General features: G+C 69.2%; 24 protein-coding genes, 1 pseudogene and 1 riboswitch. Of the genes and pseudogenes, 20 read left to right on the top strand and 5 right to left on the bottom strand.

The genetic code is table 11. From position 1 onward, the window contains the following. Window positions 1-90 precede the first annotated feature (90 nt). Window positions 91-687 carry a hypothetical protein gene (locus tag EPO41_RS14975; RefSeq protein WP_296326500.1) on the bottom strand — a complete coding sequence of 199 codons (597 nt, stop codon included), beginning with the start codon at window positions 685-687 and terminating at the stop codon, window positions 91-93. 354 nt (window positions 688-1041) lie between these two features. Here EPO41_RS14975 and cobD point away from each other — a divergent pair, with 354 nt between their 5' ends. Both cobD and cbiB read left to right on the top strand, forming a co-directional pair. After that, on the top strand, window positions 1042-2028 hold the full coding sequence (gene cobD, locus EPO41_RS14970; protein ID WP_296326497.1) for a threonine-phosphate decarboxylase CobD: 987 nt from the start codon (window positions 1042-1044) through the stop codon (window positions 2026-2028). Window positions 2029-2067: 39 nt separating this feature from the next. After that, window positions 2068-3015 (top strand): adenosylcobinamide-phosphate synthase CbiB, encoded by a 948-nt coding sequence (gene cbiB, locus EPO41_RS14965; RefSeq protein ID WP_296326494.1) that lies wholly within the window; start codon window positions 2068-2070, stop codon window positions 3013-3015. Here cbiB and EPO41_RS14960 read toward each other — a convergent pair. Together EPO41_RS14960 and cobO are read right to left on the bottom strand one after the other, a co-directional pair. After that, complete coding sequence (locus EPO41_RS14960; protein ID WP_296326520.1) at window positions 3002-4453, bottom strand: cobyric acid synthase; 1452 nt, start codon at window positions 4451-4453, stop codon at window positions 3002-3004. The genes cbiB and EPO41_RS14960 overlap by 14 nt on opposite strands. An 11-nt stretch (window positions 4454-4464) precedes the next feature. Further along, window positions 4465-5076 carry a cob(I)yrinic acid a,c-diamide adenosyltransferase gene (cobO, locus tag EPO41_RS14955; RefSeq protein ID WP_296326491.1) on the bottom strand — a complete coding sequence of 204 codons (612 nt, stop codon included), beginning with the start codon at window positions 5074-5076 and terminating at the stop codon, window positions 4465-4467. A 46-nt stretch (window positions 5077-5122) separates the two neighbouring features. Next, window positions 5123-5319, top strand: a riboswitch (cobalamin riboswitch). A 26-nt stretch (window positions 5320-5345) separates the two neighbouring features. Between cobO and EPO41_RS14950 the strand changes: the two genes are divergently transcribed. From EPO41_RS14950 to cobJ, 9 genes are read left to right on the top strand one after another with little or no spacing between them, the layout of a single operon-like run. Beyond that, window positions 5346-5525 carry a CbtB domain-containing protein gene (locus tag EPO41_RS14950; protein WP_296326488.1) on the top strand — a complete coding sequence of 60 codons (180 nt, stop codon included), beginning with the start codon at window positions 5346-5348 and terminating at the stop codon, window positions 5523-5525. 9 nt (window positions 5526-5534) lie between these two features. Beyond that, window positions 5535-6233 carry a CbtA family protein gene (locus tag EPO41_RS14945; RefSeq protein WP_296326485.1) on the top strand — a complete coding sequence of 233 codons (699 nt, stop codon included), beginning with the start codon at window positions 5535-5537 and terminating at the stop codon, window positions 6231-6233. A gap of 23 nt (window positions 6234-6256) precedes the next feature. Then, window positions 6257-6643: a DUF1636 domain-containing protein gene (locus tag EPO41_RS14940; protein WP_296326482.1), complete on the top strand. Its 387-nt coding sequence runs from the start codon at window positions 6257-6259 to the stop codon at window positions 6641-6643. Continuing rightward, the gene (gene cobW, locus EPO41_RS14935) at window positions 6640-7674 is read left to right on the top strand and encodes a cobalamin biosynthesis protein CobW (protein ID WP_296326479.1); all 1035 of its coding nucleotides are present in this window, start codon (window positions 6640-6642) and stop codon (window positions 7672-7674) included. The genes EPO41_RS14940 and cobW overlap by 4 nt, the downstream gene beginning before the upstream one ends. Window positions 7675-7677: 3 nt before the next feature. Next, window positions 7678-10782, top strand: a complete 3105-nt coding sequence (locus tag EPO41_RS14930) for a cobaltochelatase subunit CobN (RefSeq protein WP_296326477.1) — start codon at window positions 7678-7680, stop codon at window positions 10780-10782. Continuing rightward, a complete protein-coding gene (locus EPO41_RS14925; protein WP_296326475.1) occupies window positions 10779-11816 on the top strand; it encodes a precorrin-3B synthase in 1038 nt (345 codons plus the stop codon). The genes EPO41_RS14930 and EPO41_RS14925 overlap by 4 nt, the downstream gene beginning before the upstream one ends. Further along, entirely contained in the window at window positions 11813-12442 is a 630-nt protein-coding gene (locus tag EPO41_RS14920) for a precorrin-8X methylmutase (RefSeq protein WP_296326473.1), read from the top strand. Before EPO41_RS14925 ends, EPO41_RS14920 begins: the two co-directional genes overlap by 4 nt. After that, on the top strand, window positions 12439-13197 hold the full coding sequence (locus EPO41_RS14915; protein ID WP_296326471.1) for a precorrin-2 C(20)-methyltransferase: 759 nt from the start codon (window positions 12439-12441) through the stop codon (window positions 13195-13197). Before EPO41_RS14920 ends, EPO41_RS14915 begins: the two co-directional genes overlap by 4 nt. Continuing rightward, window positions 13194-13994, top strand: a complete 801-nt coding sequence (gene cobJ, locus EPO41_RS14910) for a precorrin-3B C(17)-methyltransferase (protein ID WP_296326469.1) — start codon at window positions 13194-13196, stop codon at window positions 13992-13994. The genes EPO41_RS14915 and cobJ overlap by 4 nt, the downstream gene beginning before the upstream one ends. Here the strand turns inward: cobJ and EPO41_RS14905 are convergent. Beyond that, complete coding sequence (locus EPO41_RS14905) at window positions 13919-14677, bottom strand: cobalt-precorrin-6A reductase (protein ID WP_296326466.1); 759 nt, start codon at window positions 14675-14677, stop codon at window positions 13919-13921. The two genes, cobJ and EPO41_RS14905, sit on opposite strands and share 76 nt — an antisense overlap. Between EPO41_RS14905 and cbiE the strand changes: the two genes are divergently transcribed. From cbiE to cobM, 3 genes are read left to right on the top strand one after another with little or no spacing between them, the layout of a single operon-like run. Further along, a complete protein-coding gene (gene cbiE, locus EPO41_RS14900; protein WP_296326463.1) occupies window positions 14676-15914 on the top strand; it encodes a precorrin-6y C5,15-methyltransferase (decarboxylating) subunit CbiE in 1239 nt (412 codons plus the stop codon). The two genes, EPO41_RS14905 and cbiE, sit on opposite strands and share 2 nt — an antisense overlap. Further along, window positions 15893-16294, top strand: coding sequence for a cobalamin biosynthesis protein (locus EPO41_RS14895; protein WP_296326460.1), 402 nt, complete (start codon window positions 15893-15895; stop codon window positions 16292-16294). The genes cbiE and EPO41_RS14895 overlap by 22 nt, the downstream gene beginning before the upstream one ends. Next, window positions 16291-17049, top strand: a complete 759-nt coding sequence (gene cobM, locus EPO41_RS14890; RefSeq protein WP_296326456.1) for a precorrin-4 C(11)-methyltransferase — start codon at window positions 16291-16293, stop codon at window positions 17047-17049. The genes EPO41_RS14895 and cobM overlap by 4 nt, the downstream gene beginning before the upstream one ends. On the opposite strand, the gene EPO41_RS14885 is transcribed toward cobM, so the two are convergent. Further along, window positions 17022-18152 (bottom strand): cobalt-precorrin-5B (C(1))-methyltransferase, encoded by a 1131-nt coding sequence (locus EPO41_RS14885; RefSeq protein ID WP_296326453.1) that lies wholly within the window; start codon window positions 18150-18152, stop codon window positions 17022-17024. The genes cobM and EPO41_RS14885 overlap by 28 nt on opposite strands. On the opposite strand from EPO41_RS14885, the gene cobA reads away from it, so the two are divergent. The 6 genes and pseudogenes from cobA to EPO41_RS14855 form a co-directional block, all read left to right on the top strand. After that, complete coding sequence (gene cobA / locus EPO41_RS14880; RefSeq protein ID WP_296326450.1) at window positions 18151-18945, top strand: uroporphyrinogen-III C-methyltransferase; 795 nt, start codon at window positions 18151-18153, stop codon at window positions 18943-18945. The genes EPO41_RS14885 and cobA overlap by 2 nt on opposite strands. Then, on the top strand, window positions 18942-20240 hold the full coding sequence (locus EPO41_RS14875; RefSeq protein ID WP_296326447.1) for a cobyrinate a,c-diamide synthase: 1299 nt from the start codon (window positions 18942-18944) through the stop codon (window positions 20238-20240). The genes cobA and EPO41_RS14875 overlap by 4 nt, the downstream gene beginning before the upstream one ends. Continuing rightward, window positions 20146-20835, top strand: a pseudogene (gene bluB, locus EPO41_RS14870) (5,6-dimethylbenzimidazole synthase). Before EPO41_RS14875 ends, bluB begins: the two are co-directional and overlap by 95 nt. 839 nt (window positions 20836-21674) lie before the next feature. Next, a complete protein-coding gene (locus EPO41_RS14865; RefSeq protein ID WP_296326446.1) occupies window positions 21675-22547 on the top strand; it encodes a transposase in 873 nt (290 codons plus the stop codon). Then, window positions 22544-22897, top strand: coding sequence for an IS66 family insertion sequence element accessory protein TnpB (gene tnpB / locus EPO41_RS14860; protein ID WP_296326443.1), 354 nt, complete (start codon window positions 22544-22546; stop codon window positions 22895-22897). Before EPO41_RS14865 ends, tnpB begins: the two co-directional genes overlap by 4 nt. Before the next feature lie 69 nt (window positions 22898-22966). Beyond that, on the top strand, window positions 22967-23701 hold a 735-nt coding region (locus EPO41_RS14855), incomplete at its 3' end, for an IS66 family transposase (RefSeq protein ID WP_296326440.1).

The raw sequence follows: 23701 nt of genomic DNA, 5'->3' as shown, positions 1-23701 counted from the left end.
CGAGGAAGCTCTGATTGCGAGCGTGGATGTCAGCTTTCTCCTTGTTGCTCAGCAGAGCACCTTGCAGCACGACTGCGCATGCCTTCCGCGTCATGACACTCGGCAGGTCGTTGAGGAAGTCGGTGAGAGAACGCACGGATTGCTGTCTTTCACGGTGCGACGCGAAAACGTTCGGTGGTCGACATCGCGCCCCGTGAGATGGACGATCGCATGCGCCAGCTGCATGACCTTGCTGAAAGTGTCTATCTGGGTGGGGGGAAGGGCAAGATAGCTCTTGTTGCCTTTCCAAGCAGCAGTCGCCTCGCGCTCCACCTCCGCAAAAGACGGATCCTCCAGAACATCAGGGATTGTCTCGCCGATTCGCCAGCTCGCTACGTCCGCAATCTCACCAGCCGGTGAACGAACAAGGAATCGATACAGCTTGTCTGCGTCGACAAGCCGAGCACGCGCGAACTCGCCGGTGAAACGGCCAAGCCGTGCCCTTTCAAGGACGATCCCGCCCGCCCGCTCCGCGTCGTGCAAGACGCGATGGAACTCGTCTTGCGCAGCCGGCCCGCCAACCCGTGTGTAGTCGATCGCCTGAGTGATATCGCGTGCACGCAGACTTGGTGTCTCGAAGCGGTCGAGCAACAGGTTTAGCAACTCTTCACCCGTAAGACAGCTACTCTGCTGCATTTTTGCGTTCATGCTGGACGCGCTCCTCGAAGAAAGAACGCGGCTTATGCATGGGGGTTTTCCCCGCGCAGGAGCTCATGGGCGCCCGGATGGAAGTGCTGAGGGGTGGCCTGAATGGCCCGACCGCGACGAATGATAGAGATCAGGGTATAGTCTCATGCTCATGTCGCTCTTGTGTTGTTCCGATTGGTACCCTGGGTTCGAGAAGCGCCCCTACCGCCTATCTCCGGTCGGGAAAAGGGCTACTGCTGCCGGATCGGTGCGACTCGTCGCGCCGGCTCATTCGTGACAGCGCTACGCAGGCAAGCCTGTGCTATGCACTGACGTATTCCCGTGGACTTCATCCTCACCACCAGCCAACGTCCCATGCAATCAAGCGCCCCCCGCGATCACGGCGGCGACATCGGTGTAGCCATCGCCCGGTTCGGCGGAACCGAGCAGGATTGGATCGACCTGTCGACAGGCATCAACCAGCAGCCCTACCCGCTACCGCCAGTCCCACCGGCGGCGTGGCATCGCCTCCCGACTCGCGGGGCAAAAGACCAACTCGTTGCGGCCGCGCGCGTGGCCTACGCCAGCGAGGCCCCGCTCGTGCCGCTGGCCGGCGCGCAGGCCGCGATCCAGTTGATCCCGCGACTTCGCCCGGCTGGCAAGGCCGCGGTGCTGGGACCCACCTACAACGAGCACGCGGCCGCTCTTCGCAGCCAGGGGTGGCAGGTCCACGAGGTGAGCAGGCTCGAGGCGCTCCGCGGCGCCGACCTTGCGGTCCTCGTCAACCCGAACAATCCCGACGGATGCGTCCATTCCCAGCATGACCTCGCCGCGTTGTCGCGCGAGGTCGGCCTGCTGGTGGTCGACGAGAGCTTCGCCGACCCGACGCCTGCCCTCTCGATCGCCCCGCAGGCGGGCGACGGACCGCTCGTCGTACTGCGTTCTTTCGGGAAGTTCTACGGCCTCGCCGGCGTTCGACTGGGTTTCGCCCTCGGCCCCGCCGATCTCATCCGCGACCTCGGAGAACTCGCTGGCCCCTGGGCTGTTTCAGGACCGGCGCTGACCGTCGGCGCCATCGCCCTGCGCGATGCGGCCTGGACCGCCGCGACGCGCACCCGCCTCGCGGCCGATGCCGAGCGGCTCGATTCGCTGGCGACCCATGCCCGATGGAAGCTGGTCGGCGGGACGCCGCTGTTCCGCCTGTATGATGCGGAGGACGCCATCGCCGCACAGGAGAGACTGGCGAAGCGGCATGTCTGGTCGCGCGTCTTCCCGTGGTCGCCACGCCTGGTACGCCTCGGCATCCCCGCGGGGGACGCCCACTGGCAGCGCGTGCAGCAGGCGTTCCGCGCCGGCAATTGAAGTGGAGGGCGACGGGCCATCGTAGTACGTCCTGCGCCGATGTCTCCCGAGATCGCCCTCGTCGCCATCGTGCTGGAAGCGATCGTTTCCTATCCCGACGCTCTCTATCGCGCGTTCGGGCATCCGGTGACCTGGATCGGCCGCCTGATCGGATGGTGCGACAGGAACTGGAACGACGAGAAGCAGGGATTCGAGGCGCGCCGGCTTCGCGGCGTGGCAACCGTCCTCCTCCTCCTCGCGGTCTCGCTCGCAACGGGACTGCTGCTGCAGTCGTTGCTGCCCGCGCTGGTGTGCGGCGTCCTGGGCTCGAGCCTGCTGGCGCAGCGCAGCCTCGACACGCATGTCGTCGCCGTCGCCCGGGCCCTCGAGACGGGAGGCATCGAAGCCGGGCGGCACGCGGTGTCGATGATCGTCGGCCGCGACACGCGCGACCTCACCGAAGCCGGCGTCAGCCGCGCCGCGATCGAAAGCCTGGCCGAGAACTTCTCCGACGGCATCGTCGCGCCTCTTTTCTGGATGGCCGCGGCCGGTCTTCCCGGCGCCATCGCCTACAAGGCGATAAACACCGGCGACAGCATGATCGGGCACAAGTCCGACCGTCATCTCGCCTTCGGCTGGGCCGCGGCGCGGCTAGACGACCTCGTGAACCTGCCTGCGTCGCGGCTAGCGGCGCTGTGGCTGGTCCTTGGGGCAGCGCTGCATCGGGGCATGTCGCCCGGCCGCGCCTGGCGCACCGTGTGGCGGGACGCTCGCCACCACGAATCGCCGAACGCGGGCTGGCCCGAATCTGCCATGGCTGGCGCGCTGGGCTATCGGCTGGCCGGCCCTCGATCGTATGACGGCGACGTCGAACAGGGTCACTGGATCGGTGACGGTCGCAGCGAACTGCGCGCCTCGGACATTCGCGAGGCGCTGCGGCTCTACAGGACAGCGTGCGTCATCCAGGCAGTCGCGCTGGCCGTGCTGTTCGCCCTCAGCGTTGCCTGAAGCGCGGGGCACGCGCCAGGGCAAGCAATCCGTCGCAATCGACATAGGCTTCCAGGTGGTCGGCGAGCTTGTCGAGCGTGGCATCGACCTCAGGCTCGTAGCGCAGATCGGACGGCTCTGCGCCGATGCGTTCAAGCCAGTATCGGCGCATACGGTCGTCCGTCAGCAGGCCATGTATGTAGCTTCCCGCGATGCGTCCGGTCGCATCGACGGCCCCGTCGCGCTGCCCTGAGGACAGGACCAGAAGGGACCCGGTGGCTCCCGTCGTCCGACCGACATGCATCTCGTACCCCTTGAAAGGGACCGCACCGTCGACCGAAGCGCCCTCGGTCTCGACCAGCACCTTGTCGCCCTCGAGCACCGTCTCGACATCCAGCCAGCCGAGACCCGGCACCGTTGTCGCGGGTCCCTCGACACCGGCGGGATCGGCGATGCTGCGTCCCAGCATCTGGTAGCCGCCGCAGATGCCGAGCACGTGGCCGCCGCGCCGCAAGTGTCCCTGCAGGTCGATATCCCAGCCCGCGTGTCGCAGCGCGGCGAGATCGGCGATGGTCGATTTCGATCCCGGCAGGATGACCAGCGCGGCATCGCCCGGGATCGCCTCGTGCGGCCGCACGAAGACGAGATCGACGCCGGGCTCCTGCTGCAGCGGATCGAACTCGTCGAAATTCGATAGGCGCGGGTACGCGAGCACGGCGATCTTCACCCGTCCGCCGCTGCCGCGACCGGGCAGGCCGAGCGCGTCCTCGGCCGGGAGCCGGCCGGCGAGCGGAAAATAGGGAACCAGCCCGAGAGGCTTCCAGCCCGTGTGGCGGGCGATGGTCGTCATCCCGTCCGCGAAGAGTGCCGGATCGCCGCGGAAGCGGTTGACGATGAAGCCGACAATCCGCGCCGCGTCTTCCGCGTCGATCACCACCTTGGTCCCGACGAGACTGGCGATCACGCCGCCACGATCAATGTCGCCCAGCAGCACCACGGGCACGCCGGTGGCCTGGGCAAAACCCATGTTGGCGATGTCGTTGCCGCGCAGGTTCACCTCCGCGGCGGAGCCGGCGCCCTCCACCAGGACCAGGTCGGACCGTGTCGCGAGCACCTCGAAGCTCTCGAGCACGGCCTGCATGAGGCGAGGCTTCAGTCCCTGGTACTCGCGCGCCTTGTAGGTTCCCACTACCTTGCCCTGGACCACGACCTGCGAGCCGATCTCGCTCTGGGGCTTCAGCAGGACGGGATTCATGTGAACGCTGAGCGGAACGCGGGCAGCCCGCGCCTGCAGCGCCTGCGCGCGCCCGATCTCGCCGCCGTCCGCCGTGACCGCGGCGTTGTTCGACATGTTCTGCGGCTTGAACGGACCGACCCGCAGGCCGCGCCGCACGAACACCCGCGCAAGGCCGGCGACGATCATCGACTTGCCGACGTCGGATCCCGTGCCCTGCACCATCAGGGCAAGGGTCAAAACTCGATTCCTTCCTGCGCCTTCACGCCGGCGGCGAAGTGATGCTTCACCAGGGTCATCTCGGTCACGAGGTCGGCGGCCTCGACCAGCTCGGGCGGCGCATTGCGCCCGGTGACGACAATGTGCTGGTCGGGACGCCGCGCCTTCAGGGAGGCCACGATCTTGGCCTTGTCGAGATGGTCGTAGCGCAGAGCAATGTTCAGCTCGTCGAGGACGATCATCCGGATCGCGGGGTCGGCCATCAGCCGCTCGGTCGCCGCCCAGGCCTTCTCGGCGGCGGCGACGTCCCGCGCCCGGTCCTGCGTTTCCCAAGTGAATCCCTCGCCCAGCGTGTGCCACTCGACTTGGTCGCCGAAGCGTTCCACAGCCGTCCGCTCGCCCGACTGCCAGGCTCCCTTGCCGAACTGGACGACACCACACCTGTAGCCGCGGCCAAGGGCCCGCAGCAGCAGCCCGAAAGCGGCCGTGGACTTTCCCTTGCCCTTGCCGGTGTGCACGATCAGCAGGCCCTTCTCGAGGGTCTTTCCGGCAACCTCGGCGTCCTGGATGGCCTTGCGATTGACCATCTTGGCCTTGTGCCGTGCGATTTCGTCCACTTCATTCGGCATGCTTTTGGCCTTTTTTAGCGGGTTTGACACCGGCGGAACGCCGAGGCTATCTGATGCCCGTGGTGGTGCGCCGTTACAAGCGCCCAGAGGGAATACCGGTGACGCCCTGCGGCCAAGCCGGAGCTGCCCCCGCAACTGTGAGCATGCAGTCCCGACCAACAGGCCACTGGCATTCGTGCTGGGAAGGCGGTCCGGGACACAGGCATGCGAGCCAGGATACCTGCCGCCACGAACAGGTCTGCTGCCGGAGGGGCAGCCAAGGAGGACGAATGACGACAGCAGTTGCGATTGGCTCGAGAAACCTCGAGCGCAGCGAAGCCCTCAAGGCCGCCCTGGTGGCCTTGGTGCTCGGCGTGGGACTGCTCTTTCTCACCGGCTTCGCGCAGCCGGAGGTCATTCACAATGCCGCGCACGACGTTCGCCACGGCCTGAGCTTCCCCTGCCACTAAGGGCAGGTCATGGTCGTCCGGGTTCTCAAGGTCGGCCTTCTGGCCGGGCTTCTGGCTGGGCTGTTGGTCGCCCTGCTGCAGCAGGTCGCCACCACACCGCTGATCCTCGAAGCTGAGACGTACGAAGCCGCGGGCAGTGCCGCGCCGGCTGCGCACAGCCATGACGGACATGGTCACGCGCACAATCACGGCGAAGGGTGGAAGCCCAAGGAAGGTCTGGAGCGCTTCGCCTTCACCGCCATCGCTACGATCGCCACCGCGGTCGGCGTCTCGTTCGTGCTGCTCGCCGCTATGCTGCTGGGCGGGGCCACGATCGACCGTCGCAGCGCGGTCGCTTGGGCGATCGGAGGTTTCATCGCCGTCGGCCTCGCCCCGGCGGCAGGGCTCGCGCCCGAACTGCCGGGCAGCGCATCGGGCGATCTGGCCGGCCGTCAGGCCTGGTGGATCGGGACGGCCGTCGCGACGGCAATTGCCCTCTGGATGCTGGCGCGCTTCGACAGGCCACTGGCGATCGTCGGCGCGCTGCTGCTGTTGATCGTGCCCCATGTCATCGGCGCGCCGCAACCGCATGCCTTCGAAAGCCGGGTTCCCGCCGAGCTGATGGCTCGGTTCGCGGCCCGTTCGCTGATCGTCCAGGGCGTTCTCTGGGCCTGCGCCGGCGCCGCCATCGGCTATCTCTGGCCCAGGACCGCCCGCCCGGTCGGCTGACGGCGGAGCATCGGATCGAAAACATGGTGAAGATTTTCGTCTGCGTTTCCTGCCGTCGCCCCGCGGCCGAGAACGGCGAGGAAGAGGTCCGTCCGGGGGAAGCGCTGGCCACCGCGCTAGAGCACGGGGTCGCCGCGCGATCGGCCGGCGACCGGGTCGCCGTGTGCCGCGTCGAGTGCCTCGCGGTGTGCGACCAACCCTACACGATCGCGCTCACGGGCGACGACAAATGGGGCTACGTGATCGGCAACATCGACGCGGATACCCATGCAGACGAGACGGTCGAAGCGGCGCTCAAGCTCGCCGCGGCGCCCAATGGCATCGTGCCACTGCGCGAGCGGCCGCCGTCCTTCCGCAAGGGCGTTGTCGCGCGCATCCCGCCACTGACCTTCGAAGGAAAGCGTCCATGACCAGCCTCGCCAAGGTGCCCTGCACGATCGTGACCGGCTTTCTCGGCGCCGGAAAGACGACCCTGGTCCGCCACGTGCTCGAGAACGCCGATGGCCGGCGCCTCGCCGTCGTGGTCAACGAGTTCGGCGACGTCGGGATCGATGGCGAGATCCTGAAGAACTGCGGCATCGAGAGCTGCACCGAGGATTCGATCGTCGAGCTGGCTAATGGCTGCATCTGCTGCACCGTCGCCGACGACTTCGTGCCGGCCCTGACCGGCCTGCTCGACCGGCCCCAGCCGCCCGAGCACATCGTGATCGAGACCTCCGGGCTGGCCCTGCCCAAGCCGCTGGTCCAGGCCTTCAACTGGCCGGCGATCGCGTCGCGGGTGACGGTCGACGGGGTCGTCGCCGTGGTCGACGGGTCCGCCGTCGCCGCCGGCCGCTTCGCCGACGATCCCGAGGCCTTGGCCCGCCAGCGCGCGGAGGACCCGTCGCTCGATCACGACAATCCGCTGGAGGAAGTCTTCGAGGACCAGATCCTGTGCGCCGATCTCGTCATCCTGAACAAGGCCGACCTGATCTCTGCCGGCGAGCGCCGACAGGTGAACGAGCGGATCGGCCAGACGCTGCCGCGGGCGGTCAAGGTGGTCGAGGCGGAGAACGGCAAGGTTCCTATCTCCATCCTGCTCGGCCTCGGCGCCGCGGCCGAGGGCGATCTCGCCAATCGCCCCTCGCATCATGACGACGAAGAAGACCACGATCACGAGGACTTCGAGACCTTCGTCCTCGACATCCCGCCGCTCGAGTCCCCCGCCGAGCTGACCGCCCGGATCGCGCGCGCCGCCGAACGGCACGACGTGCTGCGCGTGAAGGGCTTCGCCGAGGTCCGCGGCAAGCCGATGCGTCTTCTCGTGCAGGGCGTCGGCAGCCGCATCCAGCATCACTTCGACCGGGCCTGGAAGCCGGGCGAGGATCGCCACGGACGCCTCGTCGTGATCGCCGAGAAGGGGATCGACCACGCCGCGGTGCGGGCCGACCTGCTGGGCTGAACCATGCATGTGCTCGCGACACAGTTGGCGGGCCTCGATGAGGCAGACCAGGCGGTCGATCTCGGTCACTCTCCGGCTGACGTCGTGGTGTTGTCGTTTTCGGACAGCGACCTGTCCGCGCTCGCCGTGGCTTGGCCGCTCGATGCCGACCGGCTGCCGGGGCTGCGCCTGGCCAGCCTGAAGCGGCTGCGCCATCCCCTATCTATCGATCTCTACGTCGACACCGTCGCCTGCAAGGCCCGCGCCGTCATCCTGAGGTGCCTGGGCGGCCTCGACTACTGGCGATACGGGGTCGAGCGGCTGGCCGACATTGCCCGCGACAAGGGCATCCTGTTCGCCGCCCTTCCCGGCGACGGCCGGCCGGATCCGCGACTGGCATCGGCATCGACGATGCCGCCGGATTCGCTGGCGCTGCTCGACGGCTTCTTCCAGGCCGGCGGCGCCGACAACATGCGCCAGGCGCTGCGGCATGTCGCCACCCTGCTGGGCCTGCCCACGCCCTGGACGCCGCCCGTCACGGTGCCATCGCTGACCCTCACCGCCGAGCCGCGCGGCGACCGGCCGAGGGCGCTGGTCGTCTACTATCGGGCCAACCTGGTGGCGGCCGACACGGCGCCGATCGACGCGCTCGTGGCGGCTCTCGAGGTACAGGGCCTGGCGCCGATGGCGGTCGCGGTCACCAGCCTGAAGGACCCGGCGGTCGAGGCGCCGCTCGCCGCCCTGATCGAACGGCACAGGCCATCGATCATCCTCAACACGACCGCCTTCTCCGCCCTGCGCAAGGACGACACCACGATCCTCGACCGGGCCGACGTCCCGGTCCTGCAGGTGGTGCTGTCGGGCAGCGACGAGACGTCGTGGCGCGACTCGCCGCGCGGCCTGTCGCCCAGCGACATGGCCATGAACGTCGTGCTGCCGGAACTCGACGGCCGGCTGCTCACGCGGGCCATTTCCTTCAAGCAGGAACAGCAGGCGGACGCCCGGCTCGAACACGCCAGCGTGCGGCACGCGCCGCTGCCTGACCGCGTCGACTACGTCGCCCGGCTCGCGGCCAACTGGGTCCGGCTGGCGACGACGCCCCGACCGGATCGGCGCGTCGCGCTGGTGCTGTCGGACTATCCCGCGCGTGGCGGTCGCGCCGGCTACGCGGTCGGCCTTGATACCGTGCAGAGCACCCTGGAAATCCTCGGCTTCCTGCGCGAGGCCGGCTTCGACACGGGTCCCGACGTCTGCCGCGAGTCCGATATCGTCGCCCTGCTGAAAGGCTCCCGGCCCTACCTCCGCTGCGGCAAGATCGTCGTCCTGCTGCAGCCCGATCGCGGCTCGGGATACCACGATATCGGCGCGACTCCTGCCGATGGCTATGTCGAGACCTACCGTTGGCTGCGCGACGACGAGAAGATCGACGCGCTCATCCACCTCGGCACCCACGGTACGCTGGAATGGCTGCCCGGGAAGTCCCTGGCACTCTCCGCGGCGTGCTGGCCCGAGCGCGTGCTCGGCCCGGTGCCCGTCGCCTACCCGTTCATCGTCAACAATCCCGGCGAGGCCATGCAGGCCAAGCGCCGGCTGTCGGCCGTGACCATCGGCCACCTCAATCCGCCACTCAGCAGCGCGGGCCTGCACGGCGCCCTGGCCGAGATGGAAGGCATCATCGAGGAATACGCGGCGGCCGACGGTCTTGACCGTCGGCGGCTGCAGTACCTCGAGGCCGAGATCGTCGATCGCGCGTGGAGCTCGGGGCTGGCCGAGGAGTGCGGTCTCACGAAGGGCGAAGCCCATCGCGAAGCCATCGCCAAGCTGGATGCCCGGCTGTGCGACATCAAGAACCTGTTCGTGCGCGAGCAGCTCCACGTCTTCGGCCGCGTGACCGACCTGCAGTACGAGGCCTGCGCTCGTGGCGAGCGCGCAGGCCTGCTCGCCGCGCTCGACGGCAGGCGGGTCGCGCCGGGACCGGCCGGCGCGCCGTCGCGCGGCCGCCCCGACGTGTTGCCCACCGGTCGCAACCTAAGTTCGATCGATCCCCGCGCCATCCCGACCCGCACCGCGCTGGCGATCGGCAAGCGCGCGGCCGACGAGGTGGTGCGGCGCTATCTCCAGGACCATGGCGAGTACCCGCGCGCCCTAGTCATCGACCTGTGGGCCTCCGCTTCCCTGCGGACCGGCGGCGACGATCTCGCGCAGGCCTTCAGCTATCTCGGCGTGCGACCCGTCTGGAGCGGCGACTCGGGCCGCGTGACCGGCATCGAGATCCTGCCGCCCGCCGTGCTTGGGAGGCCGCGCATCGACGTCACGCTGCGCATCTCCGGCCTGTTCCGCGACATCTTCGAGAGCCAGATCGCCCTGTTCGACCTCGCGGTGCGCCGCGTCGCCGCGCTGGACGAGGACGCGTCGGACAATCCGCTGGCCGAAGCGGCGCGCAAGGGCGAGGACCTCGCGCGCGTGTTCGGCGGCGCACCTGGCAGTTACGGCGCACAGGCCGGCGACCTGGCCCTCGACGGCACCTGGCAGACACGCTCCGACCTGGGCGAAGCCTACCTGGCGGGCGCCAGCCATGCCTATGGCGGGGCCGACGCCGGCCGCGCCGCACCGGAGACGTTCCGCCGCCTGGTGTCGGGGGCCGACGCGCTGGTCCATCCGCAGGACGACCGCGAGCGCGATGTCCTCGACGGCGATGGCGTGGCGGATTTCGCCGGCGGGTTCGCCGCCGCCGCCGCCCACCTCGGCAACGATCCCGAACTCTACCATCTCGACACTAGCCAGCCGGACACGCCCGCCGTGCGCCGCCTGTCGGAGGAAGTTGCCCGCATCGTGCGGGGACGACTGACCAATCCCCGCTGGATCTCGGGCATGCTCACGCATGGGCACAACGGGGTCGGCGAGATCGCCCAGGCCGTGGATGCGCTCTTCGCCTTCGCGGCGACCGCCCAAGTCGTGCCGGCCTCCCTGTTCGATGCGACATACGCCGCATTGATCGCCGACGAGGCGGTCTTTACGGCCATGCAATCTGCCAATCCCGCCGGTGCCGACGCCATCGTCGAGCGCCTGCGCGACGCGCAGGCACGCGGCCTCTGGGTCACGCGCCGTAACTCCTTGAGTGTTTTATGACTTTTGCCGTCAAGGGATGGTGCCCCGGCGCCCTGCGGCCAATGCAGAGCGGCGACGGCCTGATCGTCAGGGTGAGGCCGTGGAACAGCACGCTCTCGCCCGTGCAGGCGCGCGGCATCGCGGAAGGGGCGAGGCGCCACGGCAACGGGCTGATCGACCTGACGCAGCGGGCCAACCTGCAGCTGCGCGGCGTGACGCCGGAGGCCCTTGTGCCGCTGCAGGAGATGCTGGACCGGCTGGGTCTGCTCGACCGGGACCCTGCGGCCGAGGCGATCCGAAACGTCATGGTCGGACCTTTCGCCGGGCCGGCGGCGCGCACGCTGGCGGCCGACCTGACCGAGGCGATCTTGGCGGACCCGCGCCTGCGCGGCCTGCCGGCGAAGTTCGGTTGGCTGGTCGACGACGCGGCGTGCCCGACCATTCTCGACCGGCGCGGCGATGTCATGCTCTGCCTGCTGAAGCAGGGTGTCGCCGTGCGCGCACACGGCGCATGGCTTGGACTCGCGGACCGTTCGCAGGCCGTCGCCGCTGCCGTCGATGTCGCGGCGGGGCAGCATCCCCGCCTCCCGCCGCTGGTCGCCCCGCCCGCCTGCCGGCGCCCGCCGCCCGGCATGACCGCGCCCTTCGGCCGGCTAAGCGCCGACCAACTCTCCGGTGTCGCCGACCTCGCCGACCGTGCTGGCGTGCGCGAGATCAGGATCGCGCCGTGGCGCTCGCTCTACATCGACGGCCCGATGGCCGAAACGACGGCCCTTGGGCTGGTCGTCGATCCGAATGACCCGATCCTGGGGATCGATGCCTGCCCGGGCGCGCCGGCCTGCTGCTCCAGCACGGTCGATACGCGACGCGACGCGCGACGGCTGGCGGACAGAGGCTTCGACGGCACCATCCATCTCTCCGGCTGCGCCAAGGGCTGTGCCCGGTCGGCCGCCGCCGATCTCGTCCTGGTGGGCATCGACGGACGCTACGGCGTGATAAGGAACGGGACCCCGCACGATCCCGTGCTCTATACGATGGCGCCCGAAGAGCTATGACCCCGCACGACTACACCCGGGACGGCGACGAGATCTATCGCCGGTCCTTCGCCATCATCCGATCGGAATCGGAACTGGCCCGCTTCTCGCCGCTGGAGGAACGCGTCGCCGTGCGCATCATCCATGCCTGCGGCATGACCGAAGTGGCGCGCGACATCGTCATGTCGCCGACCTTCGCCGAGCGAGCCCGCGCGGCCCTGCTGGGTGGGGCGCCGATCCTCTGCGATGCGCGCATGGTCGCCAATGGCATCACGCGGGCGCGCCTGCCTGCCGCGAACGACGTGGTCTGCACCTTGGGCGAGCCGGGCGTACCTGACCTGGCGAAGCGCCTCGGCAATACGCGCACGGCAGCCGCACTCGAGCTGTGGCGCGACCGCCTCGCCGGCGCCGTCGTGGCCATCGGCAATGCGCCGACGGCTCTGTTCCGCCTGCTCGAGATACTCAACGAGGGCGCCCCGGCACCGGCGGCGATCATCGGCCTGCCGGTCGGCTTCGTCGGCGCGGCCGAGTCGAAGGACGAACTGGCGGCGGATGGCCGGGTTCCCTTCCTGGTCGTGAAGGGACGAAAGGGCGGCAGCGCGATGGCGGTGGCCGCCGTCAACGCGCTGGCGAGCGACGTGGAATGAGCGCGCTCGAGGCCCTCGCCGGCGCCGCGTCGCCCGGCACGCTGTACGGCATCGGCGTCGGTCCCGGCGATGTCCGCTATCTCACCCTGCGCGCCGCCGGCCTGGTCGGCTCGGTGGATGTCGTGGCCTACTTCGCCAAGCGCGGACAACCCGGCAATGCCCGGCGCATCGTCGAACCGCTGATCTCGACGGGGCGGCATGAGCTGCGCCTCGAATATCCGGTCACCGAGGAACTGCCGGCGGACGGCCTCCCCTACCAGCAGCAGATCGGCGCGTTCTACCGCGAGAGCCGGCAGAAGCTCGCCGACCTGCTGCAGGGTGGCGCCTCGGTCGGTCTGCTGTCCGAGGGCGATCCGTTCTTCTACGGCTCCTTCATGCACATGTGGCGGCGACTCGCCCCGCTGTTCCCCGTCGAGGTCGTGCCGGGTGTGACCGGGATGTCGGGCTGCTGGACGCGGGCCGGCACGCCCATCACCTGGGGAGATGATATGCTGACCGTGCTGCCTGGAACGCTGGGCGAGGCCGATCTCGCGGCGCGCCTCAAGTCGACAGACGCCGCGGTGATCATGAAGGTGGGCCGCAACCTCGCGAAGGTGCGCCGCGCCGTCGAGAGTGCCGGCGCCCTGTCGCGGGCGGTCTATGTCGAACGCGGCACGATGCCGGGCGAGCGCATCCTGCCGCTGGCCGAGTGCACCGACCTGCGCGGCCCTTACTTCGGCATGGTCCTCATTCCCGGCAACGGGAGGCAGATTTGACCGTGCGTCCGCCAGGTTCCCTGGTGATCGTCGGGACCGGCCCCGGCGACCCCGATCTCATGACGCCCGCGACGGCGGCGGCGATCGCGGGAGCCACCGACCTGGTCGGCTACGGTCCCTACCTCGATCGCGTCCCGGCCCGCGGTGACCAGGCACGGCACGCCTCGGACAACAGGGTCGAGCTGGATCGGGCCCGCCTCGCGCTCGACCTCGCCGCGAAGGGCCGGCACGTGGCCGTCGTTTCGGGCGGCGATCCCGGCGTCTTCGCGATGGCAGCCGCCGTCTTCGAGGCGGTCGAGGAGGGCGATCCGCAATGGCGTTCTCTCGACATCCGGGTCGAGCCCGGCGTTACCGCGATGCTCGCGGCGGCGGCAGCGGTGGGTGCGCCGCTCGGCGGCGACTTCTGCGCCATTTCGCTGTCGGACAATCTCAAGTCCTGGACAACGATCGAGCGCCGCCTGGCAGCGGCCGCGGACGGCGACTTCGTGATCGCGCTGTACAATCCCGCGTCGCGCGCGCGACCTCACCAGCTGGGTGACGCGCTCGACCTGCTGCACACCCGCAAGCCGGCCACCACGCCGGTCCTGTTCGTGCGGGCTGCCGGGACGCCGGGTTGCACGGTGATCGAGGCGACGCTGGACACCGTGGACCCAGCCAAGGCCGATATGCGTACGCTGGTCATCGTCGGCGCGAGCGCGACGCGCCGGGTCGGCCGCTGGTTCTACACGCCGCGCCGCGAAGGCGCCCGGCCCTCGGCCAGCAAGCCCAAGGCATCCTCCGGGCTGGCAACGACATGACCCGTCGGTTTGTGCGGTCGCGCCACCATGATCACCGGCAAGCCGAGATCGCGCGCGGCCTCGACCTTCGCGAAGGTCGCCGATCCGCCGGAGTTCTTGGTCACGACGATGTCGATCCGTTCCGTCGCCAGCAGGGCGCGCTCGGCGGCGCGTTCGAACGGTCCACGCGCCTGCACGAGCCGGATGTCCGGCGGCAGCCGCTCGTCACCCGGCAGGTCGATCACGCGCGCCACGTAGTGATGCTGGGGCGCTGCGGCGAACGGATGGAGTTCCTGGCGCCCGACGCCGAGGAAGACGCGGCGCGGCGCCGGGCCGAGCGCCAGGGCTGCCGCGTCGGCGCTACCGACGTCGCGCCAGTCGTCTCCGGCCACGGCCTGCCAGGCGGGTCGCACTACCGAGACCAGGGGCAGGCCGACCCTGCGGCAGGCCTCGACCGCGTTGGCCGATATCCGGGCGGCGAAGGGATGCGTGGCGTCGATCACCGCTTCGATCCGCTCGTTGGCCAACCAGTCTGCGAGGCCCGCCGGACCGCCGAAGCCGCCGACTCGCGTCGCGATCGGCTGCGGCTTCGGCGATGCCGTCCGGCCGGCCAGCGAGAGCGTCGCATCGAACCGCGCGTCATCCACCAGGAGACGCGCCAGGATCGATGCCTCCGTCGTGCCGCCGAGAACGAGAATGCGCATGGCTGAGCCGCGACACTGCATGACGGGTCGCTGGCTGTCCATCATCGGCATCGGCGAGGATGGCATCGACGGCCTGTCGCCAGTGGCGCGCAGGCTGGTCGCCGATGCCCGACTGGTGATCGGCGGCGCCCGTCACCTCGAGCTCGCGCAGGACCTCGCGACCGGGCGGCAGATGCCGTGGCCCAGCCCGATCGCCGGCGCCTTGACCGAGATCGAGGCGCATCGCGGTCAGCCGGTCGCCATTCTCGCCAGCGGCGACCCCTTCCACTTTGGCGTCGGCGACATGCTGATGCGGCGTTTCGATGCCGAAGAGATGCTGTGCCATCCGGCACCCTCGGCCTTCAGCCTGTCGGCGGCTCGGCTCGGCTGGTCGTTGCAGGGCGTCGCGACGGTCAGCCTGCATGGCCGGCCGCTCGCCGGCATCGTTCGCCACCTGCAGCCGGGCGCCCGCGTGATCGCCCTTGCCTGGGACGGCCAGACGCCCGGCGCGCTGGCGCGACTGCTGACCGAGCGCGGCCTGGGCAAGACGTCGATGACGGTGCTGGAGCGGCTGGGCGGGCCGGAGGAGCGGGTTCGACGGGCGACGGCAAAAGGCTTCGACCTCGCGGGCGTCGATGCACTGAACACCATCGCCCTCGATATCGTCGTCTCGCCCGGCGCGACGATCGTCGGCCTCTCGCCCGGGCTCGACGACGGCCTGTTCGAGAACGACGGGCAACTGACCAAGCGCGAGATCCGCGCCGTGACCATCGCGGCGCTGGCCCCGCGTCACGGCGAGCTGCTCTGGGACGTCGGCCTCGGCGCCGGCTCGGTCGCCATCGAATGGCTGCTGCGTCATCCATCACTGCGCGCGATCGGCATCGAGGCGAGCGCCGATCGCGCGGCGCGCGCCGCCAGGAATGCGACACAGCTCGGCACGCCCGACCTCGAGATCGTGGAGGGGCGCGCTCCGAACGCATTGCGCGGCCTCGCCGCGCCCGACGCCGTGTTCATCGGGGGAGGCCTATCGGACGAAGCGACGTTCGAGACGGCCTGGGCCGCGTTGAAGCCGGGCGGGCGGCTGGTCGCCAACGCCGTGTCGCTGGCCAGCCAGGCCCGGCTGATCGACCTGTTCGGTCGTCACGGCGGCGAGATCGTCCGGCTCGACGTCGCCCGTGCCGGCACGGCGGGCGCCGGCACGGTGTTCGTCTGGCGCCCGGCCGCGCCCATCGTGCAATGGCGGGTGAGCAAGCCATGATCGCCGCGGGTGTCGGAAGCCGGCGCGACGTCAGCGCCGAGGAGATCGAGCGCGTGGTGCGCCTCGCGCTCGAGACCTTCCGGATCCCGGCCGCGTCGGTCGACGTTCTGGCGACCGAGGCGGGCAAGTCGGGCACCGCGGCTTACGTCGAGGCTGCGCAACGGCTCGCGGTGCCGCTGCTCGGCGTGTCCTCGGCACGGCTCGGCGAGGTCGCCGACCGCGTCATCACCCCCTCTGCCCGCGCCTTGGCGACCAAGGGCGTCCCGTCGATCGCCGAGGCGGCCGCCCTCTGCGCGGCCGGCGCCAAGGCCCGCCTCCTCGGCGCCCGCGTCGCGACCGCGCGCGCGACCTGCGCCATCGCCATCGGGAATGCATCATGACCGTCCATTTCATCGGCGCCGGTCCCGGCGCCGCCGACCTGATCACGGTACGGGGCCGCGACCTGATCGCGCGATGCCCCGTCTGCCTCTACGCCGGCTCGCTCGTGCCGAAGGCGCTACTCGACCATTGTCCCCCCGGCGCGCGCATCATCGACACCGCGCCGCTGTCGCTCGACGAGATCGTGGCCGAGTGCAAGCGGGCCACGGCCGAGGGCCACGACGTGGCGCGGCTGCACTCGGGCGATCTCTCGATCTGGAGCGCCTTCGGCGAACAGGCCCGCCGCCTCGAGGAGGAGGGCATCGCCTTCACCGTCACGCCGGGCGTGCCGGCGTTCGCCGCCGCCGCGGCGGCCCTGCGCCAGGAGTTGACGCTGCCGGAAGTGGCGCAGACGGTCGTACTGACGCGCACGTCGGGGCGTGCCTCGGCGATGCCCAAGAGAGAAGATCTGAAGGCCTACGCGGCCACCGGGGCGACGCTCGCCATCCATCTGTCGATCCACGTGCTGGGCCGCGTAGTGTCCGACCTCATGCCGTTCTACGGCGCGGACTGCCCGGTGGCCGTGGTCTACCGCGCCAGTTGGCCCGACCAGCAGATCTTTCGCGCGACACTGGGGACGATCGAGGCGGAGGTGCTCGCCCGGCCGATCGAGAGGACCGCGCTGATCGTGGTGGGACGCGTGCTGGGCGCGCGCGACTTCAGGAACAGTGCCCTGTACGACGCAGACTATCAGCGACGTTTTCGGCGCTCATCATGATCCTCACCGACCAGCCGCCCGGTCCGGTCGAAGACGGCCGTGTCGATCTCGATCTCGCTGCCCCGGAGCACGTCGAGGGCCGTCTTGCGGGCAGCCCGCGCCACCAGCTGCCCGACCGGGACGCCGCACTGCTCGGCGTCCTGGAGAACCTGCAAGGCCGAGTTCGCGTGCCGACAGGCTTCGACGAGGTGCCCGGGGGCGCCGGCCTCCTGCAGCAGGCCGGCCAGCCATTCCCTGTCCACCTGCCCCGCCTTCGAATGGAGATCGAGCAGGCCCTGGCCGAGCTTCGTCATCTTGGCGAAGCCGCCGGCGATCGTGACGCGCTTGACGGGATGACGGCGCAGGTACTTCAGCATGCCGCCGACGAAGTCGCCCATGTCGATCAGCGCACCGTCGGACAGGCCGTGCAGCCGCTGCACGGCCGCCTCGGATGTCGACCCTGTCGCGCCAGCGACGTGATCGAGGCCGGTCGCGACCGCGACGTCGATGCCCCGGTGAATCGAATGGACCCAGGCGGCGCAGGAGTAGGGCACGACGATCCCCGTCGTGCCGAGAATCGACAGGCCGCCGACGATGCCAAGCCGGCCGTTCATGGTCTTCGCGGCAAGCGCAAGCCCGCCGGGAATGGAGATCTCCACGATCACATCGCCCCTGCCGCCGAACTGGCCTGCGACTTCCGCGATCGCCTGCCGCATCATTTCGCGCGGCACGGGATTGATGGCCGGTTGGCCCGGCGCGATAGGCAGGCCGGGCTTGGTGACCGTGCCGACGCCCTCGCCCGCCCGGAACACGACGCCGGAACCCGCCGGCGCCAGACGCACCGTGGATTGCACCAGCGCGCCGTGGGTGACATCGGGATCGTCTCCCGCATCCTTGACCACGCCGGCGCGGGCCGCGCCCTCCGGCAGGAGCTCGGCGCGGGCGAGTGCGAACGAAATCCGGGCGCCCGACGGAAGAGCGATCGCCACTGGATCGGGAAAGCGACCGGTCAGCAGGGCTTCGTAGGCCGCACGGGTCGCCGCCGTGGCGCATGCTCCCGTCGTCCACCCTCGCCGCAGGGGAAGCTCCGTCCCCTCTCCGCCTCTCTCGACATCCCCGCTCATGCTCTCGCTGCCTGACACCTTTCCCGAGTTTCCCGCGTTCCCGGCCGGCGAAGTATGGCTCGCCGGCGCCGGTCCCGGCGACCCTCGCCTGCTGACGCTGCTGGCCCTGCACGCCCTGTCGCAGGCCGAGGTCATCGTACACGACGCCCTGGTGGACAAGCGCGTCCTCGGGCTGGCCTCGCCGCGCGCGTCGATGATCCCGGTCGGCAAGCGCGGCGGCCAGCCGTCGCCCCGCCAGTCCGACATCAACACCATCCTGATCGAGCAGGCCCGCCTCGGCCACCGGGTGCTGAGGCTGAAGGGCGGCGACCCATTCGTCTTCGGGCGCGGCTGGGACGAAGCCATCGCGCTGGCCGAGGCGGGCGTGTACTTCCGCATCATCCCCGGCTTGACCTCGGGCCTCACCGCCACCGCCTTGGCGGGCATTCCCGCGACGACGCGGGACACCAACCCGGCGGTCGTCCTCGCCGCGGGCCATCGGGCGGAGGACGGAAGCTCGAAGGCCGACTGGGAGGCCCTCGGCCGACTGGGACAACCGATCCTGCTCTACATGCCGCTGCTGCAGCTCCCCGACGTGATGTCGGCCCTGCAGCGCGGCGGGCTCGCGGCCGAGACTCCCGCCGCCTTCATCCAGTCCGCCAGCAAGCCGGGCGCAAGGGTGGTCGAGACTACGCTCGCGCGGCTGGTCGACGATGCGGCGCTGCATGGCGTGACGTCTCCCACCATCGTGGTGATCGGCGTCATCGCCAGCCTGCGCAACCGGCTGGGCGGCTTTCTGGTGGACTGGCAATGACCCCGGGTGTCGTGATTGCCGCCACACGCTCCGGCGCCGGCAAGACGACGATCACCCTCGGCCTGATGCGGGCCCTGGTGCGGCGCGGCCACGCCGTGCAACCGTTCAAGTGCGGCCCCGACTACATCGATCCGGCCTTCCATGGCGTCGCCGCCGGGCGGCCGTCGTACAACCTCGATCACTGGGCCATGAGCCCGGACACGCTGGCGGTGCTGGTCGCCGACAACCCGGCCGACATCGCTGTGGCCGAGGGCGTGATGGGCCTGTTCGACGGCACCGGTGGCCGCGGAGCGACCGCCGATGTCGCGGCCACCATGGGGTGGCCCGTGGTGCTAGTCCTAGACGTCGCCGGTCAGACCGAGACCGCCGCCGCAATCGCCGCCGGGTGCGCTAACTACCGTCACGACGTGTCCATTGCCGGCGTGATCCTCAACCGCGTGTCCAGTTCCCGCCACCTGTCCCTCATCGCTCCCGCGCTCGCGAGGGCGGGCATTCCCCTGCTCGGCTCGTTGCCGCGCGATGATCGGCTGACCTTGCCGGAACGGCATCTCGGCCTGGTCCAGGTATCGGAAACTGGCGACATCGACCGCCGTCTGGACGCGTTCGCCGCCGCGATCGGGCAGGCTGTCGACCTCGACGCCATCGTCGGCGCCGCACGCCCCTCACGCGCCGGCGGCGCGGCGACCGGGTTGATCAATCCGCCGGGCCAGCGCATCGCCCTGGCGAGGGACATCGCCTTTTCCTTCGCCTATCCCCATCTGCTCGCGCACTGGCGGTCGGCGGGCGCCGAGATCATGCCTTTCTCGCCGCTCGCCGGCGACGCACCGCCGAGAGATGCCGATGCGATCTGGCTGCCGGGAGGCTATCCCGAGTTGCACGCCGGGACGTTGGCGCAGGCCACACACTTCCACGGCGGCCTGCGACGCGCCGCGGCCCGCGGCGTGCCAATCCATGGCGAGTGCGGCGGCTACATGGTCCTGGGCCAGGGTCTCGAGGATGCGCAGGGACAGCGGCACGCGATGGCCGGCCTGCTGGGGCTCGAGACATCCTTCGCGCACCGGCGACTCCACCTCGGCTATCGACAGGCCCGGCTACTGGCCGACGGCAGCCTCGGCAAGGCCGGAATGGAAATCCTCGGGCACGAGTTCCACTACGCCACCGTTGTTTCCGCGACGGATTTCCCGCTGGTCGATTGTCGCGATGCCGCCGGCGGCACCGTGGCGGAGGGCGGCGCGCGGCGCGGCTCCGTGTCGGGATCCTTCTTCCATGCCATCGCACGCAACCTGGAGCAGTAGCGCGATGGACCAGCCCCCGGCGTTCGACCTCGAGTTTCGCCGCAAGCTCCGCGATCTCGTAATGTGGCGGCACGACGCGCGCCGCTTCCGCAGCACGCCCGTGCCCGCGGGCCTCGTGCGGTCGCTGATCGAACTCATCGTGCATGCCCCGTCGGTGGGCCTCAGCCAGCCGTGGCGATTCGTGACGGTCGACGATCCGGCCAGGCGCGAGGCGATCGCGGTCAACTTCCGACGCGCCAACGACCGCGCCATGGAAGGCTACGAGGGTGAGCGGCGGGCGCGCTACGCCGGGCTCAAGCTGGCCGGACTGCAGGAGGCGCCGGTCCACGTTGCCGTCTACTCCGACGAGGAAACCGACGCCGGCGCCGGCCTCGGCGTGCAGACGATGCCGGAAATGTGACGCTACTAGGTGGTCGGCGCCGTGCAGACGCTCTGGCTGGCGGCGAGCGCCGAAAGCGTCGTGGTCGGCTGGGTGTCGACCCTCGATCCAGGCGAGGTGTCGCGCATCCTCGATGTGCCGCCGTCGTGGGAATTGGTCGCCTACCTCTGCATCGGCTGGCCGCAGGAGGAGCACCTCGATCACGAACTGGAATGACACGGGTGGGAACGGCGGCTGCCGACGAGGACCTGATCTTCTCGCGCTGAGTCCGGCGGGTGCGCGATCACGGCCCTGCGCACTTCCACTCGCGCGCCATCAATCAGCTACAGGAGACCGACGCCCATCTCGGCGAGGGATTCGCAACGCTCGCCGACTGTCCCCTGACGGCGGCGGGCACGTCGCTTTCGGCGGTCTTGCGGCGCGAGGCCGTTCGGGAAACGCATGCGGTTGCCACCTGAGTTCCTTCCCGAATCAGAAGCTGCCGCGCTGCAGGCCAGCAAGCCGACGACCTGGGCCCTCAGATTGATTTCGGTACGGAGCTCATCGAGCGACCGATGGCCTTCAAACACGCGCAGGCCTTGGACGACCTTCCGAAGATCCTCGTCGGACGCCAGCTCGAGATGCTCCCGCCAACATTTGCGCACCTTGGCAACGACACGAAGGCCTGCAAGCGTCAGAACGCAGGCATCGTTGCGTGGCGTAGAAAAGACGTCTCCTGCGTAGCATCGGAAGGACTGCCTAGGAGCGATGGCGCTTGGAGCATTGATAACAAAGAGAAAAATGCTTCAAGAGCCGCGCGCACGTCCCAAAGAGCCGGCGCCGGGCCCTCGAAAAACAACGTGCAGACAATCCCTTAGGAGCGCAGCGACGGCAGCGGGGCCACCCGCTTTATCTTGCAGTCCTAATCGGTGGGATGAGTCTGATCGTAAGCGTCCGAGTCTTGCACGACCTTCGGCGAGTGCATTGTCGTTCCATATCGGGTTCCTTCGTTCATGGGAGGTTCTCCGGTGGCAACGAAACATTTTGAAAATGCGGCACGTCGAGAATGGTAGGCTGTGCACATCGAGGCATGGCAACGCAGCGGCCTGTCGCAGCGCCGCTACTGCCGGACGCACCGCCTCACGGACACGACGTTCACACGTTGGCTGCGTGCGATTGCAGATGTGGAAGTGGCCAGGATCCGTGCGCAAAACGCCAGAATCCTTGCCGAAACCGAGCACGACGAGCGTCGCAGACGTCGCCAGGGGCGCCGGTTCAAGTTGTCCGAAAGCAAGCGCAACCAAGCGGTCCAGGCGTTCTGGGCGATGCATGTGGAGACACTGAACTGGAGCGGCATGACAGTCAGGGAGTATGCCGCGGCGACGAAGCTCTCGAAGCACAGTCTGCGCCGCTGGCGAGATCTGATCGACAGTGGCGAGGTTGCGATCGACTGGCGCGCCCGGCTTCATCCCAGTGCTCGCCCGAAAATAAGCAGCGGTGTTAGCAGCGCTGCTAAGGATCTCTCCGTCGAAACGGAGTTGACAGGACCGCCGACAGCCGAGCCGCCGTACGATCGGCGGTCAAACCGACGCAGCTTCAGCGATGAACAGAAGCTGGCGATCGTCATGGAGTCGGAGGCGCCTGGGGTGAGCGTGGCAGCGGTTTGCCGACGCCACGACATCTCCACCAGCATGGTGTTCCGTTGGCGCATCCAGCTCGGCTTCGGTGCAGAGCAACCGGCCAGGCTGGTGTCGGTCGCCGTGGCCGGGACGGAGAAGATGAGCGGCATGGGTGTCAACGGAGGTGCGCTCGTGCTGCAGGGTCTTCTTCCGGCTCCCGACGGCATGGCTGCGGTCGAACTGTACGACGGGCGCCGTGTGTTCGCACCTGAGGGTACCGATCCGGAGGCAGTTCGGGTGCACGTCGCCGAGCGGGAGACCGGGCGATGATGATCGTCCCCGCGGGCGTGAAAGTGCACCTGGCGCTTGGCTACACCGACATGAGGAAGGGCATGGACGGGCTTGCCGCGTTGGTTCAGGAGCAACTGAAGCGAGACCCCTTCTCGGGCCATCTGTTCGCCTTCCGCGGCAAACGGGCGTCGATCCTGAAGGTGTTGTTCTGGGATGGTAACGGACTGTGCCTGTTCACCAAGCGCATCGATCGGGGCGGCTTCGTGTGGCCGCGCCTGTACGAACCCGGCGGCGCGGTGACGCTCTCGCCGGCGCAGCTGGCCATGTTGATCGAAGGCATCGACTGGCGCTCGCCCGAGCGCGTCTGGAGACCTGCGAGAGTCGGCTGAAGCGATGCAACTCAGGCACCAGGAAGGGAAAGTTCTTGGTCCCTGACTCGAACAAAAGTAGAATCGGGCATGCGGCTCGATCTCGACAATCTGCCGTCCGACATGGCCCTGCTGCACGGTCTTCTCCGCGACATGGCGGCCGTCGTCGAGCATCGTGACGGCGAGATCGAGCGGCTTCAGACGATCATCAAACAGCTTCAGCGGACGCAGTTCGGCCGCCGTTCCGAGCGCCTCAATCCCGATCAGCTCGCCCTCGGTCTGGAAGATCTCGATAGCGATATCGGGCGCGCCGAAGCGAGCGGTCCGCACGTAGACGTCGAGATCGCCGACAAGCGGCCACGGCGCAAGCCGCTGGCCGATCATCTGCCTCGCGAAGAGGTTTTGATCGACGTGGCGAACGACGCTTGTCCGTGCTGTGGAGGTGTCCTGCACAGCATTGGCGAGAGCGTCAGCGAGATGCTGGACTGGGTTCCCGCCCAGCTCCGCGTGCTGCGCATCACGCGCCCTAAATACGCCTGTCGCTCGTGCAACATCGTGGCCCAGGCGCCCGCACCGGAACGGCTGATCGCCGGCGGGTTGGCGACGCCGGCGTTGCTCGCCCAGGTGCTGGTCAGCAAATATTGCGACCACACTCCACTCTATCGGCAAGCGCAGATGTTCGCCCGCCACGGCGTCGAACTGGAGCGCTCGACCCTTGCCGGCTGGGTCGGCGGCGCGTGCTGGTGGCTCGAGGCGCTGGACGATCGCCTGCGCAAGGACGTGTTCGCCTCCGATCATCTGTTCGCCGACGACACGCCGGTCCCG

Source organism: Reyranella sp. (genome assembly GCF_004297265.1).
GTDB lineage: Bacteria > Pseudomonadota > Alphaproteobacteria > Reyranellales > Reyranellaceae > Reyranella.
This window is presented reverse-complemented; position numbering and strand designations above follow the sequence as displayed.

What these genes read in the sequence shown, in the direction of transcription:
- EPO41_RS14875 (WP_296326447.1), top strand. Translation starts at nt 18,942, where the DNA reads ATGACCCCGGGTGTCGTGATTGCCGCCACACGCTCCGGCGCCGGCAAG.
- EPO41_RS14950 (WP_296326488.1), top strand. Translation starts at nt 5,346, where the DNA reads ATGACGACAGCAGTTGCGATTGGCTCGAGAAACCTCGAGCGCAGCGAA.
- EPO41_RS14945 (WP_296326485.1), top strand. Translation starts at nt 5,535, where the DNA reads ATGGTCGTCCGGGTTCTCAAGGTCGGCCTTCTGGCCGGGCTTCTGGCT.
- EPO41_RS14885 (WP_296326453.1), bottom strand. Translation starts at nt 18,152, where the DNA reads ATGAGCGGGGATGTCGAGAGAGGCGGAGAGGGGACGGAGCTTCCCCTG.
- cobM (WP_296326456.1), top strand. Translation starts at nt 16,291, where the DNA reads ATGACCGTCCATTTCATCGGCGCCGGTCCCGGCGCCGCCGACCTGATC.
- cobW (WP_296326479.1), top strand. Translation starts at nt 6,640, where the DNA reads ATGACCAGCCTCGCCAAGGTGCCCTGCACGATCGTGACCGGCTTTCTC.
- EPO41_RS14905 (WP_296326466.1), bottom strand. Translation starts at nt 14,677, where the DNA reads ATGCGCATTCTCGTTCTCGGCGGCACGACGGAGGCATCGATCCTGGCG.
- EPO41_RS14915 (WP_296326471.1), top strand. Translation starts at nt 12,439, where the DNA reads ATGAGCGCGCTCGAGGCCCTCGCCGGCGCCGCGTCGCCCGGCACGCTG.
- cbiB (WP_296326494.1), top strand. Translation starts at nt 2,068, where the DNA reads ATGTCTCCCGAGATCGCCCTCGTCGCCATCGTGCTGGAAGCGATCGTT.
- EPO41_RS14925 (WP_296326475.1), top strand. Translation starts at nt 10,779, where the DNA reads ATGACTTTTGCCGTCAAGGGATGGTGCCCCGGCGCCCTGCGGCCAATG.
- cobD (WP_296326497.1), top strand. Translation starts at nt 1,042, where the DNA reads ATGCAATCAAGCGCCCCCCGCGATCACGGCGGCGACATCGGTGTAGCC.
- EPO41_RS14975 (WP_296326500.1), bottom strand. Translation starts at nt 687, where the DNA reads ATGAACGCAAAAATGCAGCAGAGTAGCTGTCTTACGGGTGAAGAGTTG.
- EPO41_RS14920 (WP_296326473.1), top strand. Translation starts at nt 11,813, where the DNA reads ATGACCCCGCACGACTACACCCGGGACGGCGACGAGATCTATCGCCGG.
- cbiE (WP_296326463.1), top strand. Translation starts at nt 14,676, where the DNA reads ATGGCTGAGCCGCGACACTGCATGACGGGTCGCTGGCTGTCCATCATC.
- tnpB (WP_296326443.1), top strand. Translation starts at nt 22,544, where the DNA reads ATGATGATCGTCCCCGCGGGCGTGAAAGTGCACCTGGCGCTTGGCTAC.
- EPO41_RS14895 (WP_296326460.1), top strand. Translation starts at nt 15,893, where the DNA reads ATGGCGGGTGAGCAAGCCATGATCGCCGCGGGTGTCGGAAGCCGGCGC.
- cobO (WP_296326491.1), bottom strand. Translation starts at nt 5,076, where the DNA reads ATGCCGAATGAAGTGGACGAAATCGCACGGCACAAGGCCAAGATGGTC.
- cobA (WP_296326450.1), top strand. Translation starts at nt 18,151, where the DNA reads ATGCTCTCGCTGCCTGACACCTTTCCCGAGTTTCCCGCGTTCCCGGCC.
- EPO41_RS14930 (WP_296326477.1), top strand. Translation starts at nt 7,678, where the DNA reads ATGCATGTGCTCGCGACACAGTTGGCGGGCCTCGATGAGGCAGACCAG.
- EPO41_RS14960 (WP_296326520.1), bottom strand. Translation starts at nt 4,453, where the DNA reads ATGGTGCAGGGCACGGGATCCGACGTCGGCAAGTCGATGATCGTCGCC.
- EPO41_RS14940 (WP_296326482.1), top strand. Translation starts at nt 6,257, where the DNA reads ATGGTGAAGATTTTCGTCTGCGTTTCCTGCCGTCGCCCCGCGGCCGAG.